This window comes from Pseudorhodoplanes sp. (genome assembly GCF_050250235.1).
Classification (GTDB): Bacteria; Pseudomonadota; Alphaproteobacteria; order Rhizobiales; family Xanthobacteraceae; genus Pseudorhodoplanes.
Genome location: NZ_JBFWPA010000025.1, coordinates 21,619 through 35,931, shown reverse-complemented (window position 1 = coordinate 35,931; position 14,313 = coordinate 21,619). Strand labels below are relative to the sequence as shown.

14 protein-coding genes are annotated in these 14,313 nt (G+C 63.8%); 5 read left to right on the top strand and 9 right to left on the bottom strand.

Annotated elements, in window-relative coordinates:
• Window position 1 precedes the first annotated feature (1 nt).
• The 4 genes from AB7F49_RS13515 (at window position 2) to AB7F49_RS13500 (ending at window position 4,190) form a co-directional block, all read left to right on the top strand.
• Window positions 2-1,231, top strand: a complete 1,230-nt coding sequence (locus AB7F49_RS13515; protein WP_428523115.1) for a class I SAM-dependent methyltransferase — start codon at window positions 2-4, stop codon at window positions 1,229-1,231.
• A gap of 114 nt (window positions 1,232-1,345) precedes the next feature.
• Window positions 1,346-2,380, top strand: coding sequence for a cysteine synthase A (locus tag AB7F49_RS13510; protein ID WP_428523114.1), 1,035 nt, complete (start codon window positions 1,346-1,348; stop codon window positions 2,378-2,380).
• An 8-nt stretch (window positions 2,381-2,388) separates the two neighbouring features.
• Entirely contained in the window at window positions 2,389-3,249 is an 861-nt protein-coding gene (gene sseA / locus AB7F49_RS13505) for a 3-mercaptopyruvate sulfurtransferase (RefSeq protein WP_428523112.1), read from the top strand.
• Between the two features lie 77 nt (window positions 3,250-3,326).
• Window positions 3,327-4,190: an MBL fold metallo-hydrolase gene (locus tag AB7F49_RS13500; RefSeq protein ID WP_428523110.1), complete on the top strand. Its 864-nt coding sequence runs from the start codon at window positions 3,327-3,329 to the stop codon at window positions 4,188-4,190.
• 42 nt (window positions 4,191-4,232) lie between these two features.
• On the opposite strand, the gene AB7F49_RS13495 is transcribed toward AB7F49_RS13500, so the two are convergent.
• The 5 genes from AB7F49_RS13495 to AB7F49_RS13475 all read right to left on the bottom strand — a co-directional run bounded on the left by AB7F49_RS13495 (window position 4,233) and on the right by AB7F49_RS13475 (window position 9,088).
• A complete protein-coding gene (locus tag AB7F49_RS13495; protein ID WP_428523108.1) occupies window positions 4,233-4,832 on the bottom strand; it encodes an HdeD family acid-resistance protein in 600 nt (199 codons plus the stop codon).
• A 136-nt stretch (window positions 4,833-4,968) separates the two neighbouring features.
• Window positions 4,969-5,739, bottom strand: coding sequence for an amino acid ABC transporter ATP-binding protein (locus AB7F49_RS13490; RefSeq protein ID WP_428523106.1), 771 nt, complete (start codon window positions 5,737-5,739; stop codon window positions 4,969-4,971).
• A complete protein-coding gene (locus AB7F49_RS13485; RefSeq protein WP_428523104.1) occupies window positions 5,736-6,875 on the bottom strand; it encodes an amino acid ABC transporter permease in 1,140 nt (379 codons plus the stop codon). Before AB7F49_RS13485 ends, AB7F49_RS13490 begins: the two co-directional genes overlap by 4 nt.
• 2 nt (window positions 6,876-6,877) lie before the next feature.
• A complete protein-coding gene (locus AB7F49_RS13480; RefSeq protein WP_428523102.1) occupies window positions 6,878-8,053 on the bottom strand; it encodes an amino acid ABC transporter permease in 1,176 nt (391 codons plus the stop codon).
• An 18-nt stretch (window positions 8,054-8,071) separates the two neighbouring features.
• Window positions 8,072-9,088 (bottom strand): amino acid ABC transporter substrate-binding protein, encoded by a 1,017-nt coding sequence (locus AB7F49_RS13475; protein ID WP_428523100.1) that lies wholly within the window; start codon window positions 9,086-9,088, stop codon window positions 8,072-8,074.
• A gap of 269 nt (window positions 9,089-9,357) precedes the next feature.
• Between AB7F49_RS13475 and metC the strand changes: the two genes are divergently transcribed.
• Complete coding sequence (gene metC / locus AB7F49_RS13470) at window positions 9,358-10,551, top strand: cystathionine beta-lyase (protein WP_428523098.1); 1,194 nt, start codon at window positions 9,358-9,360, stop codon at window positions 10,549-10,551.
• Here metC and AB7F49_RS13465 read toward each other — a convergent pair.
• From AB7F49_RS13465 to AB7F49_RS13450, 4 genes are all read right to left on the bottom strand, one after another.
• Window positions 10,530-10,871, bottom strand: coding sequence for a lipid-A-disaccharide synthase N-terminal domain-containing protein (locus AB7F49_RS13465; protein WP_428523179.1), 342 nt, complete (start codon window positions 10,869-10,871; stop codon window positions 10,530-10,532). The genes metC and AB7F49_RS13465 overlap by 22 nt on opposite strands.
• Window positions 10,816-11,631 (bottom strand): glycosyltransferase family 2 protein, encoded by an 816-nt coding sequence (locus AB7F49_RS13460; protein ID WP_428523096.1) that lies wholly within the window; start codon window positions 11,629-11,631, stop codon window positions 10,816-10,818. The genes AB7F49_RS13465 and AB7F49_RS13460 overlap by 56 nt, the downstream gene beginning before the upstream one ends.
• Window positions 11,628-12,476: a phosphatase PAP2 family protein gene (locus AB7F49_RS13455; protein ID WP_428523094.1), complete on the bottom strand. Its 849-nt coding sequence runs from the start codon at window positions 12,474-12,476 to the stop codon at window positions 11,628-11,630. The genes AB7F49_RS13460 and AB7F49_RS13455 overlap by 4 nt, the downstream gene beginning before the upstream one ends.
• A gap of 92 nt (window positions 12,477-12,568) precedes the next feature.
• Window positions 12,569-14,302: an ArnT family glycosyltransferase gene (locus AB7F49_RS13450; RefSeq protein WP_428523092.1), complete on the bottom strand. Its 1,734-nt coding sequence runs from the start codon at window positions 14,300-14,302 to the stop codon at window positions 12,569-12,571.
• Window positions 14,303-14,313 lie beyond the last annotated feature (11 nt).

Sequence of the window (14,313 nt, the reverse complement as noted above, 5' to 3'; positions counted from 1 at the left end):
GATGCCTGTCGCGATCGTCGTCAGCTTGGAAACACGCAAGGCCGCACTTGCCGGCCTCCCGGGGACAGTGCGGTTGCTGTTTTCGCTTGCCGAGCAGATCCGGTGCGGTTCGCTTGAAGTGACGCTGCCGGATGGACGGCGTCTGCTGTTTCGCGGCCCCGAGCAGGGCCCGGCCGCGAGCATGACCGTGAGGAATTTCCGCTTTGCGTGGCGCACGCTGCGCTTCGGCGATATTGGCGTTGCGGAATCCTATCTGCGCGGCGAATGGGAGACCCCGGACCTCACCGCATTCCTTTATCTCTTCTGTATCAACCGGGAGATGATGGAGCGGGTTCTCGGCGGAAACCGGTTCGTGCGCTGGTTGCAGGTGCTGCGGCATTGGCTTAACCGCAATACCAGGCGGCAGGCGCGCAAGAACATTCACGCGCATTACGATCTGGGCAACGCCTTCTATTCGGCCTGGCTCGATCCGACGATGACCTATTCGTCGGCATTGTTCGATGCCGGCAACAACGATCTCACGTCGGCGCAGCTTCGCAAGTACCAGTCTCTCGCCCAATCGATTGATCTGAGGCGCGAGCAGAGCGTGCTCGAAATCGGTTGCGGCTGGGGGGGCTTTGCCGAGTTCGCCGCCAAGACCTACGGCGCCAGGGTGGTCGGCCTCACCATCAGCCGCGAGCAGCACGACTTCGCCCGCCGCCGCATGTTCGAGGCAGGGCTGTCCGACACGGTCGACATCCGGCTTCAGGATTACCGCGACGAACGCGGCCGCTATGACCGGATCGCCTCGATCGAGATGCTGGAGGCGGTCGGCGAGCAATTCTGGCCATCGTATTTCCGGCAATTGCGCGACCGGCTGAATCCCGGCGGCGCCGCCGGAATTCAGACCATCACGATCCAGGAGCGATTTTTCGAGAACTACAAGCGCGAGATCGATTTCATCCGTCGCTATGTCTTTCCCGGCGGAATGCTGCCGACGCCCTCCACACTGAAGTCGCTTGGCGAGAGCTTTGGCGTGCCGTTCCGCACCGAGCGCATCTTCGGCGAAGACTATGCGCGAACGCTGTCCGAATGGCGTGAACGATTCCGCGCCGCCTGGCCGCAAATCACCCCGCTCGGCTTCGATGACCGGTTTCGGCGTCTCTGGGAATATTACCTTGCCTATTGCGAGGCCGGCTTTCTGTCCCGGAACATCGATGTCCGGCAGATGGTTTTTGCCCGCGGCGCGTAGCACCGGGGAATCAATTTCCATGCATGCGGCGCAAGCGGCCCTCCGCGCATCGCGGCTTGTCGCACGGACCCCATGCCGTTAGGGTCGCGCTGAAACTCTGCCGGGTCCTTCATCATGAACCTCAAAGACGGCGTGGTCGACGCCATCGGCAACACGCCCCTGATCAAGCTGAAGCATGCTTCGGCCGTGACCGGCTGCACCATTCTGGGCAAGGCGGAGTTCATGAATCCCGGTCAGTCGGTGAAGGATCGCGCTGGCCGCCAGATGATTCTCGAAGCGGAAAAGCGCGGCGAATTGCAGCCCGGCGGTCTGGTGGTGGAAAGCACGGCCGGCAATACCGGGATCGGACTCGCGCTGGTCGCCAACGCGCGCGGCTATCGTACGCTGATCGTGATTCCGGAAACCCAGAGCCAGGAAAAGAAGGACATGCTGCGGCTTTGCGGCGCCGAGCTTGTCGAGGTCCCGGCCCTGCCCTTTGCCAATCCGAACAATTATCAGCATGTCGGGCGCAGGCTCGCGGACGAATTGCGCAAATCCGAGAAGAACGGTGTGCTGTTCGCCGACCAGTGGAACAATCTCGACAACCGCAAGGCCCATTATGTCTCGACCGGCCCGGAAATCTGGCGCGATACCGCAGGCGGGATCGATGGCTTCATCTGCTCGGTCGGTACCGGCGGAACGCTGGCGGGCGTATCGAGCTATTTGCGCGAGCAGAAGCCGGACATCGCGATCGGCGTTGCCGATCCGCGCGGCGCTGCAATGTATCATCTGTTCAAGGACGGCAAGCCGACGGTGACCGAAGGCGGCTCGATTACCGAAGGCATCGGGCTTGCACGCGTGACCCCGATCATCGAGGACATCAAGGTCGATCATGCCTATCTGATCCCCGACGAGGAAGCGGTCCCGCTGATCTTCGAAACGCTCGAGCACGAAGGGCTGTGCCTCGGCGGTTCGTCCGGAATCAATATCGCCGGCGCGATCCGGCTCGCAAAGCAGCTCGGCAAGGGCGCGACCATCGTCACCGTGCTCTGCGACTACGGCAACCGGTACCAGTCGAAGCTGTTCAATCCGGACTTCCTGCGCTCGAAGAATCTGCCGGTCCCGGACTGGCTGACGCGCAAGAGCAATATCAGGCCACCCTTTGTGTGAGCATTGCGATGACGACCGAAGCAAAGCCCGCGAGCCCCTCGCTTGTCACCACGCAATGGCTGCAGGATCATCTCGATGCACCTGACATCGTCGTGGTCGACGGCTCGTATTATCTGCCGGCGATGAAGCGAAACGCCCGCGAGGAATATCTCGCGGGGCATATTCCGGGCGCGGTTTTCTTCGACATCGATGCAATCGCCGACCGCGACAGCGATCTGCCGCATATGCTGCCTTCGCCGGAGGCCTTCTCCTCGGCAATGCGCGCGATGGGCGTCGGCGACGGACTTTCAATCGTGGTCTATGACGGCGTGGGTCTGTTCTCGGCGCCGCGGGTATGGTGGACCTTCCGCACCTTCGGCGTACGCGACGTCTATATTCTCGATGGCGGCCTGCCGAAATGGAAAACCGAAGGTCGGCCGCTCGATTTCGGCGAGGTACGACGCACGCCACGACACTTCACGTCGCGGTTCAACCACGGCGCAGTCGCAGATGCGGAGGACGTGAAGAAGGCGCTTGCGCATCCGGATACGCAGGTGGTCGATGCGCGCAGTGCCGGACGCTTCGCGGGGACCGCTCCGGAGCCCCGACCCGGCCTGAAATCTGGCCACATGCCGGGTGCGCTCAACCTGCCCTACGACACCCTGCTGGAAGACGGGCGCCTCGTCGCGCCGGAAAAAATCCGCGCCGCGTTCGAGGCGGCCGGCATCGATATCGACAAGCCGGTGGTGACAAGTTGCGGTTCCGGCGTCACTGCTGCGGTCCTGTGGTTTGCGCTCGACGCCATCGGCAAGGAGCCGAAGGCGCTTTATGACGGGTCGTGGACCGAATGGGCCTCGCGCGGCGACCTGCCGATCGAAACCGAGGGCTGACCGTACGTGGTCAGCGTCGTCCTAGCGTGATAGACGCCCGCATGCCTACGCATCCGTCCTCCCCGTCCGATGCCGGAATGACCGCTCCGACCTCGCCTGAGGTCATCGGATTCTATCACGAGAAGACCGGCAGCATCGCCTATCTGGTCACCGATCCGGCCACGAAAAGAGCCGCCGTGATCGATCCGGTACTCGATTTCGATCCCCGTGCCGGAAAGGTTACGACACAATCTGCCGATGCGATCCTGAAGGCGATAGAGGAGCGCGGACTCACGATCGACTGGATTCTCGACACCCATCCGCATGCCGACCATTTCTCGGCAGCGGCCTATCTGAAAGACAAGCTCGGCGCGCCGATGGCAATCGGCGAGAAGGTCGCCGACATACAGAAGCTCTGGGAAAACATCTACAACCTGCCGCCCTACACAACGCAATACTGGGATCGCTTGTTCGCGGACGGCGAAAGCTTCAGTATCGGATCGCTCGATGCGCGTGTGATGCTGTGCGCGGGGCATACGCTCGCGTCCATCACCTATATCGTCGGCAATGCCGCATTCATCCACGACACGCTGTTTCAGCCCGATTCCGGTACCGCGCGCGCCGACTTTCCCGGCGGCAGCGCCGCGACGCTGTACGATTCGATCGAGCGAATCCTGTCGCTGCCGGACGAGACCCGGCTGTTCACCGGCCACGACTACAAGCCGAACGGCCGTGCGGCGCAATGGGAATCCACCGTCGCGCAGCAGAAGCAGGGCAACACGCATGTCGGCGGCAGACGGGATCGCGGGGCGTATATCAAGTTGCGCGAGTCGCGCGACAAGACACTGCCTCTTCCGGAGCTGATGCTCGCGGCCTTGCAGGTCAACCTGCGTGGCGGTCGGCTGCCGGAACCTGAAGGCAATGGGCGCAGCTATCTGAAAATTCCGCTCAACGCCTTCTGACGGGCACGGGCCGGCAGGAAACCGGCGCCAGGCCGCAGCTTGTCAGCCCTGCTTGTGCTTCTTCAGCCGGAACGCGAGCGCAATCCAGGTGACGCCAAGAAGCATTGCAAACCAGCCGATGATCCAGGCGACGGCCAGCGCACCGACCGCCGGTCGCGCGATCAGGATCACACCGAAGATCACGGTGAGCAGGCCCCCGAGGCCGAGCAGCCATTCGCCCTCGATCTCCTTGCGCAGCTTGATCGCGCCGAAGATTTCCATGATGCCGGCGACAATCGCCCAGCAGGCAATGAACAGCAGCAGGATGAACGCGGTCTTGACCGGCCAGGCGAAAGCCAGGATGCCGGCGGCGATGCCGGCAACGCCAACAATTCCGAGCCACCAGCGTGGGGCGAGTGTTCCGCCCTTGCCGAAAATCGCGGTCCATAGCGCGAGCACGCCGTCGACCAGCGCGAACGCGCCCCAGAACAGCGTCAGCGTCAGCAGCGTGATGCCCGGCCAGAGGAAGGTCAGGAAACCGAAGATCAGGGCCGCGATCCCCCGCAGCAGCAGAACCCACCAGTGATCCGCCAGCGCGTGCAGCATTGCGGCACCCGCAAGCGGATTGGGTGCAAGCGGACCAGATGCAGCCGGACTGCTCATGACATGTCTCCCCGATTGGCGGCGTCGCGGCCGCAGAGCCGGACCGCAACCGCGCGGGACGACTCGATCGCAGACTCGCTTCGCAAGAAAGGCTAGCGTCTTTCGCCGGCGCTGGACAATCAATTCGTGGGACGAATCAGTTCAGGATCTGGCTGAGAAACAGCCTGGTCCGCTCGTGCTTCGGATTGGAAAAGAACGCTTCGGGCGCATCGATTTCGACGATCTGGCCCTCGTCCATAAACACGATCCGATCTGCGACTTGGCGGGCGAAGCCCATTTCATGTGTCACGACCAGCATGGTCATGCCGCTTTCTGCCAGTTCGACCATGGTCTCCAGCACCTCCTTGACCATTTCCGGGTCGAGCGCAGAGGTCGGCTCGTCGAACAGCATGATTTTCGGGCTCATGCAGAGCGCGCGGGCGATCGCGACGCGCTGCTGCTGCCCGCCGGAGAGCTGTCCCGGATATTTGTTCGCCTGTTCGGGAATGCGCACGCGCCCGAGATAATGCTGCGCAATCTCCTCGGCCTCCTTCTTGGGCATCTTGCGAACCCAGATCGGAGCCAGCGTCAGATTCTCCATCACCGTGAGATGGGGGAACAGGTTGAAATGCTGGAACACCATCCCGACCTCGCGGCGCACCTCGTCGATGGCCTTGAGGTCATTGGTCAGCAGCAGGCCGTCCACCACCACGCGCCCCTGCTGGTAATCCTCCAGCCGGTTGATGCAGCGGATCATGGTCGACTTGCCGGAGCCGGACGGTCCGCAGATCACGATGCGCTCGCCGCGCGCGACCGTGAGATTGATGTCGCGCAGCACATGGAAGTCGCCGAACCATTTGTGCATGCCGGCGATTTCGACCGCCGCAACGTCCCGGACCGCGTCCGGCCGATCGGGTGAGCCGCTCATCGCCGGTACCCGGTCGCAAGCCGGCGCTCGACGCCTCTGGCATATCGCGACATCATCCAGCAGCATACGAAATAGAAGATCGCGGCGAAGGCATAGCCCGTGGTCGACGTCACCGGCGTCGCCCATTTGGGATCGATGCGCGCGGCTTCGATGGTCCGCAGAAAATCGAAAATTCCCACGATGAAGACCAGCGTGGTATCCTTGAACAGCGCGATGTTGCTGTTGACGATGTTCGGGATGGTGATGCGCAGCGCCTGCGGCAGAACGATCAGGCCCATCATCTTCCAGTAGCTGAGCCCGAGCGCCTGCGCGCCCTCATATTGCCCGCGCGGGATCGCCTGCAGGCCGGCCCGCACCACTTCCGCCATATAGGCCGCGGCAAACAGCGCGACCCCGATCAGCGCGCGCAGCAATTTGTCGGGCGACCAGGCCTCCGGCACGAACAGCGGCAGCATCACGCTTGCCATGAACAGGACGGTGATCAGCGGCACCCCGCGCACGAACTCGATGAAGATGATCGAGAACAGCCGCACCACCGGCATGGTCGATCGCCGCCCGAGCGCCAGGATAACCCCGAGCGGCAGGGAGAAGACGATACCGACCGCGGAAACCACCACCGTCACCAGAATGCCGCCCCAGAGCGAGGTCGGCACATAGGACAAGCCGAGCGGTGCAAAACCGAGCAGCAGCATCACCGATACGACCGGCAGCACGACGAAAAAATAGATCGCGGCGGCGCGCTTGCTCGGCGCCCACGACGCGAGCAGCCAGACGATTCCGACCGCGAGCAGCGCGAAGAACACATCGACCCGCCAGCGCTCGCCGATCGGGTAGAACCCGTAGATGAAAAAGTTGATACGCTCGATCACGAATGCCCAGCAGGCGCCGGCGCGCGGACGCTCGGGCGTCACGATGCAGGCGGAGCGGTCGCTGCCGGTCCAGGTCGCGTCAAGGATGAGAAAATTCAGCAGCGGCGGGATCAGCCACCACAGAAACAGGACCGAGAGCAATGTCAAAACGATATTGAGCGGTCCGGAGAACAGATGCTCGCGCAGCCAACCGACGATGCCACGCTCGCGCGCGGGCGGCGGCATGGCCGGCAGTGCTTCCGTACGGACGAAAGACTGCGCGCTCATCGTCAGCGCTCCACCAGCGCGATGCGCCGGTTGTAAAGATTCATCAGGCCCGACGTGACAAGGCTGATGGTGAGATAGACCGCCATGGTGATGGCAACGACTTCGACCGCCTGCCCGGTCTGGTTCAGCACCGTGCCGGTGAAAATCTGCACGAGGTCCGGATAGCCGATCGCCACCGCAAGGGAGGAATTCTTGGTGAGGTTCAGATACTGGTTGGTGAGCGGCGGCACGATCACACGCATCGCCTGCGGGATCACGATCAGCCGCAGCGTCGGTCCCGGACGCAGCCCGAGCGAATAGGCGGCCTCAGTCTGGCCGCGAGAGACCGCCTGGATGCCGGCCCGCACGGCTTCGGCGATGAAAGCCGCGGTGTAGATCGACAGTCCGAACAGGAGTGCGGCGAATTCCGGAAGGATTTCGATCCCACCACGGATATTGAAGCGCCCCATTTCCGGGAAGTCGAACGTGACGGGAAACCCGGCAAGCGCAAGCGCTGCCAGCGGAAGCCCCAGAACCAGCAGCGCGGCTACCGTGAAGACCGGTGCCTGCTGGCCGGTGCGCATCTGACGCCGCCGCGCCCATATGCGGAATGCGATCGCGCCGGTTATTCCGAGAAGAAGCGCCAGTGGCACCGCCTCGAAGCCGGCCCCGAAACTCGGCTTCGGCAAGAACAATCCGCGGTTGTTGAGCAGCATGCCGCCGGGAATCGAGATGCTATCGCGCAGCACCGGCAGCGCCTTCAGTACGGCATTGTACCAAAACAGCAATTGCAGCAGCAGCGGGATATTGCGGATGACCTCGACATAGCCCGCGGCAAGTTTCGCAACGAGCAGGTTTTTCGACAATTGCAGGACGCCGACCGCAAACCCGATAATGGTCGCGAAGATGATACCGAGGAACGAAACCAGCAGCGTGTTGAGCAGACCGACCCAGAAGGCGCGGCCGTAGGTCGATTGGGTCGTATAGGGAATCAGATGCTGGCTGATGTCGAAGCCTGCGGTCGAATTCCAGAATCCGAATCCGGACGCGATCCGCGCCCGCGCCAGGTTCTCGGCGGCGTTCGTGATCGCGCTATAGGCCAGCCAGACGATGACCGCGCATAGCGCAGCCTGAAACGCGATGCTGCGCCAGCGCGGATCGTAAAGCGGAGAGACCTTGGGCGGCGCGGCCTGCGCCATAACGCGCTGCCGCTCTGGTCAGCGCACAGGGGGAGCGTATTGCAGGCCGCCTTTGGTCCACAGCGCATTCAGCCCGCGCGAAATCTTCATCCGCGAAGCCTGCCCGAGATTGCGGTCGAAAATCTCGCCGTAATTGCCGACATGCTTGATCATCTTCGCGCCGAAGTCGTTCGACAGCCCGAAGGCTTCGCCGTATTTTCCCTCAACGCCGAGCAGACGGCGGATCTCGGGATTGTCGGACTTCATCTGCGCATCGACATTGGCCTTGGTGACCCCGAGCTCCTCGGCATTGATCAGCCAGAAATTCACCCAGCGGACGATGTCGAACCACTGATCGTCGCCATGGCGCACGGAGGGCCCGAGCGGCTCCTTCGAGATGATGTCCGGGAGCACGATGTGGTCATCCGGCGTCGCGGTGCGCAGCCGCTCGGCATAAAGCGCGGATGCGTCGGTGGTATAGGCGTCGCAGCGGCCGGCGTCGTAGGCCTTCACGGCCTCGTCGGAGGTCGCGAAGGTCACGGTCTTCAGCTTCATGTTGTTGGTGCGGAAATAGTCGGCGAGGTTCAGTTCCGTCGTGGTGCCCTGCTGCACACACACTGCGGCGTCGTTCAGTTCCAGCGCGGAACTGACGTTCAGCGCCTTGCGGACCAGGAAGCCCTGGCCGTCATAATAGTTCACGCCGGTGAAATTCAGCCCGTTGGTGGTGTCGCGCGACGAGGTCCAGGTGGTGTTGCGGATCAGCACGTCGACTTCGCCGGATTGCAGCGCGGTGAAGCGGTCCTTGGCGGTGAGCGGAACGAACTTGACCTTGGTCGGATCGTTGAAGATCGCAGCCGCGATCGCCCGGCAATAATCCACATCGAAGCCGGTCCAGTTGCCTTGCGCGTCTGGAAGGCCGAAACCGGCGAGGTTGCCGTTGGCGCCGCAATTGAGCACGCCGCGCTGCTGCACCGTCTTGAGCGTTTGCGCCTCCGCGGTGGAGGCCCCGAGACCGACCAGGGTTGCTAGGGCGATAGTAACAATGCTGCGCTTCATGATATGTCCCCAAATACTCCACCGCGCGACAATGACCAGGATCGCCGACGCGGTCCAAGGCGTACGGCACCTGTGCCTTGCAGCGCAAGCCTGCCCGCTCGCGCCAAAAGCCGCAGACGTCCGAAGCCCCGGTCGTCGATCCGCAATTGACGCCATCTGAGAACGATTGCACAGACAGGTCAAGGGCTTGACTGGCACCCGCCGGTTTGCCTGCAATTCAGCCACCAGCGCGGCGGTCCGGCCTTTCGCGCGGCACCGGGGATTTTCCGATGAGCAAACCCAACAAGCCTCGCGACCTCCATCCCGATACCCGCATGGTAACCGGTGGCCGCACGCCCAGCGACTATCATGGCTTCGTCAACCCGCCGGTCTATCACGCCTCCACCCTGCTTTACCCGAACGCGGCCGACATGGTCGCGCATCGGGGACGCTACCGTTACGGGCGGCGCGGCACGCCGACCTCGGAGGCGCTGGAAAATGCGCTGCGCGAACTGGAAGGGCCGGACTGCGCCGGCGTTTCCCTGCTGCCGTCGGGGGCGGCCGCAGTTTCGACCGCGCTGCTTTCGGTTCTGTCGGCGGGCGATCACCTCCTGGTCACCGACAGCGTGTACCGGCCGACGCGCATCTTCGCCGACACCATCCTGAAGCGGTACGGAGTCGAGACCGACTATTACGATCCGCTGATCGGCGGCGGCATCGCCGCGCTGTTCAGGCCGAATACCCGCGCGGTCTTCGTGGAGGCCCCCGGCTCCCAGACCTTCGAGATGCAGGACATTCCGGCGATCGCAACCGTCGCCCATGAGAAGGGTGCGCTGGTGCTCATGGACAATACGTGGGCCACGCCGCTGTTCTTCCCGGCCTTCGCCCGCGGCGTCGATCTGTCGATCCAGGCCGGCACCAAGTATATCGGCGGCCATTCGGACATCATGTTCGGCACCATTTCCGCCAATGCCGCGACCTGGCCGAAGCTCAGCGAGACGGTTGGAAATTTCGGGCTGTGCGCCGGTCCTGACGATACGTATCTCGCCCAGCGAGGCCTGCGCACGCTGTCGGTGCGGCTCGAGCGCCACCAGCGCTCCGCACTCGAAGTCGCGCGCTGGTTCGAGCAGCGGCCGGAGGTGCTGCGGGTTCTGCATCCCGCCCTGCCCTCGCATCCAGGTCATGCGATCTGGAAGCGCGATTTCACCGGCGCGTCCGGGCTGTTCAGCATCGTGCTGAAGCCGGTTTCCGAGAAGGCGCTGTACGCCTTCTGCGACGCGCTGTCGCTGTTCGGCATGGGCTTCTCATGGGGCGGCTATGAGAGCCTCGTGATCATCTTCGATTGCAAGGATTATCGCACCGCAACCCCGTGGGAGCCAGGCGGCCCCGGACTGCGCTTCCATATCGGGCTGGAGGATACACGGGACCTGATCGCCGATCTGGAGCGCGGCTTCGCGGCGCTTCAGGACGCCGCAGCGACGTGACGCTGCATGGACCGCTGCTCGCGGATCACGAAATGCAGGTTGCGCAGATAGACGAATACGCCGAAGGACTGGCCGGCGATGAATACCGGATCCTTCCGGTACAATGCATAGACGAGCAGCATCACGCCGCCGACCACCGACAGCAGCCAGAATGCCACCGGAATCACGCTGCGCCCGGCACGCTCCGACGCGATCCATTGGACGACGAAGCGGGCGGTGAAAAACGCCTGCGCCACGAATCCGACCAGCACCCACCAGTCGAGATTATTGACGAACACGTCCTGCAAATAGCTCCCGATCATCCGCGACAAATCGATCAGCATCGGCCTTCAACTCCTTCACCTGCGGGACGCATTTGCGCCGGCGGACCAGCCACCAGACTCCCATGAGGTCCATGAGCCCGACCCAGAGCCGGTCCCACATCCCGTATTTCGAGACCCCGTGGCGGCGGTCGCGATCGATCACGTCAACCTGCGCGATCGCATAGCCCTCGCGGCGGACCAGCGCGGGCAGGAACCGGTGCAGCCCGTCGAAGACCGGCAATTGCAGGAACAAGTCACGCGGGACCGCCTTCAGGCCGCAGCCGGTATCGCTGGTGCCATCGCGCAGGATCGCGGCACGCACGGCATTGGCGATGCGCGATTGCAGCCTCTTGAAGCCGGATGCCTTGCGGCCGAGCCGCCGTCCCGCGACCAGCCCGATTTGCGGCCGGCCGGCCGCGAGTGTCTGCGCCAGTTCAAGGATGAAATTCGGATCGTTCTGGCCGTCGCCATCGATGGTGACGATGGTTTCGCCGCGCGCGGCGCGCGCACCGGTCACGACCGCGATGGATTGCCCGCTCTTGCGGTCATGGGCGACCGGTCGCAGCTCAGGGTAAAGCGCCTTCAGGCGCGCAAGCTCCAAGGCGGTGCCGTCGGTCGAGCCATCATCGACGAACACGATCTCGAACACCGCCTTTCCGCGCAGCGCCGCGACCACTTCGGCGGCGAGCTCGGACAGGTTCTCGGCCTCGTTGTGGACCGGAACGACAACCGAGATCGCGCGCGCGGTCTCGCGCGGGGCAACGCGCAGGCTGGTCATGGCCGCCACCGCAGCCGCAATGATGCGCGCGCGAGCCGTCGCAGTCCCGGTCCCGGCATGGCGTGGACCTGGCCCGCGGCGTCGACCGCGAAGACCCAGCGGCGTGCGGCGAAGTAATTGCGGATGGCGAGCGCCCCGAGCCCGCCGATAGCGGCGCCCACCATGACATCGGTCGGATGATGGACCGCGATGGTCAGACGGGTGACGCAGATCACCAGCGCGAAGCTCCAGAACAGCGGCCACAGCCGCGGCCACAGCGCACTGAATGCGACCGCGATCGCAACCGCGGTCGTGGCGTGGCCCGACGGCATGCTGCCATAGGCGTATTCCGGAAACGGCATGGTGCCGAACAGCAGCTCGCGAAAATAGGCAAAGGGCGCGTAAAAAAACGCATCCGGCTGCCCGGTGAGATAGGGTCGCGCACGCCCGATCAGCGGCTTCAGGATACTGGTCATCAGGCCCGGCAGGGCGACGGCCGAAAGCAGGAAGGCAAGCCGCAGCGCGGTCGCGGCAAATACCAGACGGTCAGCCCGGGACGCCGCGCGCAGTCCGGCGATGATCGCGGCCACCAGCAGTCCCGCGATCGGCCATAACAGCCATCCCGACTTTCCGTAAGCGGTGAGGATGCCCGACCATTCGACGATCCAGCGCGGCAGCTGCCGCGCCTGCGTGATGCTCCAGACATCCAGCAGAAGCTTCGCGCCAAGGAACAGCGCAACAAACGTCATTATGCCGGTGACGATGACGGCCGGGTTCGGCCAGAACGGCCCCATGCCCGAGGACCGGCGCGGCTTTCGAAACGCCGACGCGACAACGGACGTTACGATGGCCCGGCCTTGTGACACGCGATGCTCCAGTCGATGCGCTGAAACACCACGATTGAATGACACCGGCGTGACGCTATCGACAGCGCCGTCGCGCTGTCGTCACATGTCCGTCACTGATTGCCGCGTGCGCGATAGATCCGCAGCGACACCCGTCCGCCGCTTCCAAGACTGTAGCCCTGGAAGCGCGCGGCCTGCACATAGCGCAGCCCGATCGCCTCGGCACGCCGCACGAAGGTGCGCTCCACCGAATGATCCACCACCGCGAAGCGGCACTCGTCGCCGCCCTTGAGAAAATCGGCGGCGGCTGCCGCGCTGGTCAGCGCGGTGTCGGTCCCCGACAGGAACACCATGCTCGGCTCGTGATAGCCGGCGGCGGCCACCCACGGATTCTTGCATTCGGACGCATGCACGGTGCGCTGGATCGCGACGCTCGGAAATATCGCGGCGAGCGAGGGAATGACCGACCAATAGACCGCGATCGACAGCAGCAGCGTGGTCACCGCGGCGCGCAGCAGCGAGCGTTCGTTCCCGTCGACATCGTAGAGCCACCACGCGCGAAAGCCGAACACCATCGCTGCCGCGAGGAACGGCCATGCCCGCCAGCCGAGTTCGCCTTCGTATCGCAGGAGAAGAAACAGCGACCCGGCAAAGATCAGAACCGGGACCGCGAACCACCAGAAGGTGCCCCATTCCATCCAGCGCCTGCGGGTCATCTGTCCGGTCTCGATGGCGCGCGCGAGCAGGATCGCGATGGCGGGATAAAGCGGCAGGACGTAATGCGGCAGCTTGGTGATCACGATTTCGAACACGATCCAGGCCGGAACCAGCCACGCCAGCAGGAACTTCACCGGTGTTTCCGAACGATCCCGCCACACTCCCGGCACGGCCATGCCGGCCAGCAGCGACGCCGGCCAGAATGTGAAGAAGAACAGGAAGATGAAATAGCCCGGCGGCGCGCCATGTCCCTCCTGCCCGCTATAGACCTTGCTCAGCATGTCGCCGCCGATCGAATCGGACAGGAAGGCCGAACCGGTGCGCATCTGGATCGCGGCAAACCACGGCAAGACCAGCAGCAGAAACACCGGCAATCCGATCAGCGGCCGAAGCCGTTTCAGCCACGACGCCGACCGGTCGACCACGACCAGCGTCGCGATCGGCAATCCGACGAACATCAGGATCAGCGGTCCCTTCAGCAGGACCCCGATTGCGAGCGCGATCCAGAACACGAATGGCAGCGCGGGATTGTCGCGCTCGCCTTCGCTTCGCGGCAGATAGGCGCGCGCCATGGCGCCCATGCACAGGATCACCATCAGCAGCAGCATCGAATCGGTCTTGGCGAGGCGCGCCTCGACGCCAAGCAGGATCGAGGACGCCATCATGATCGCCGCGAGCAGCGCCGCACGGCGGCTGACGAACATGGCCGCGATCCAGAAGGTGGCGATGACCGCTCCCACCGCCCCGATCAGGGAGGGTATCCGGTAGACGTAGATCCGGGTGTCCATCTCACGGCGGGTGACGGTCTCCGCCACCTTCAGCGCCGCCGCCTGAAGCCAGTAGATGCCGACCGGCTTCTTGTAGCGCAACTCGTTCTGAAACCGGATGTCAATATAGTCGCCGGTATCCACCATCTGCTTGGTGGCCTGCGCGAAGCGCGCCTCGTCGCGGTCGATGGGCGGTATTTTCGCCTGGCCGGGAAGGAATGCGAGCAGGGCGAAGACGACAAGAATGACGATCGCACGCGTATCGGTTGCCGACGCATAGTCGAGCAATCCCCCGAGTCCCCGTTGCCAGGTCTCGCGCGGATCGCGTGTCCTGAAGCTGAAATTGCCCGAACCGGTCGCCATGCGGGCCGGAC

Coding starts and splice junctions, on each gene's coding strand:
- AB7F49_RS13515 (WP_428523115.1), top strand. CDS start 2: ATGCCTGTCGCGATCGTCGTCAGCTTGGAAACACGCAAGGCCGCACTT.
- AB7F49_RS13510 (WP_428523114.1), top strand. CDS start 1,346: ATGAACCTCAAAGACGGCGTGGTCGACGCCATCGGCAACACGCCCCTG.
- sseA (WP_428523112.1), top strand. CDS start 2,389: ATGACGACCGAAGCAAAGCCCGCGAGCCCCTCGCTTGTCACCACGCAA.
- AB7F49_RS13500 (WP_428523110.1), top strand. CDS start 3,327: ATGACCGCTCCGACCTCGCCTGAGGTCATCGGATTCTATCACGAGAAG.
- AB7F49_RS13495 (WP_428523108.1), bottom strand. CDS start 4,832: ATGAGCAGTCCGGCTGCATCTGGTCCGCTTGCACCCAATCCGCTTGCG.
- AB7F49_RS13490 (WP_428523106.1), bottom strand. CDS start 5,739: ATGAGCGGCTCACCCGATCGGCCGGACGCGGTCCGGGACGTTGCGGCG.
- AB7F49_RS13485 (WP_428523104.1), bottom strand. CDS start 6,875: ATGAGCGCGCAGTCTTTCGTCCGTACGGAAGCACTGCCGGCCATGCCG.
- AB7F49_RS13480 (WP_428523102.1), bottom strand. CDS start 8,053: ATGGCGCAGGCCGCGCCGCCCAAGGTCTCTCCGCTTTACGATCCGCGC.
- AB7F49_RS13475 (WP_428523100.1), bottom strand. CDS start 9,088: ATGAAGCGCAGCATTGTTACTATCGCCCTAGCAACCCTGGTCGGTCTC.
- metC (WP_428523098.1), top strand. CDS start 9,358: ATGAGCAAACCCAACAAGCCTCGCGACCTCCATCCCGATACCCGCATG.
- AB7F49_RS13460 (WP_428523096.1), bottom strand. CDS start 11,631: ATGACCAGCCTGCGCGTTGCCCCGCGCGAGACCGCGCGCGCGATCTCG.
- AB7F49_RS13450 (WP_428523092.1), bottom strand. CDS start 14,302: ATGGCGACCGGTTCGGGCAATTTCAGCTTCAGGACACGCGATCCGCGC.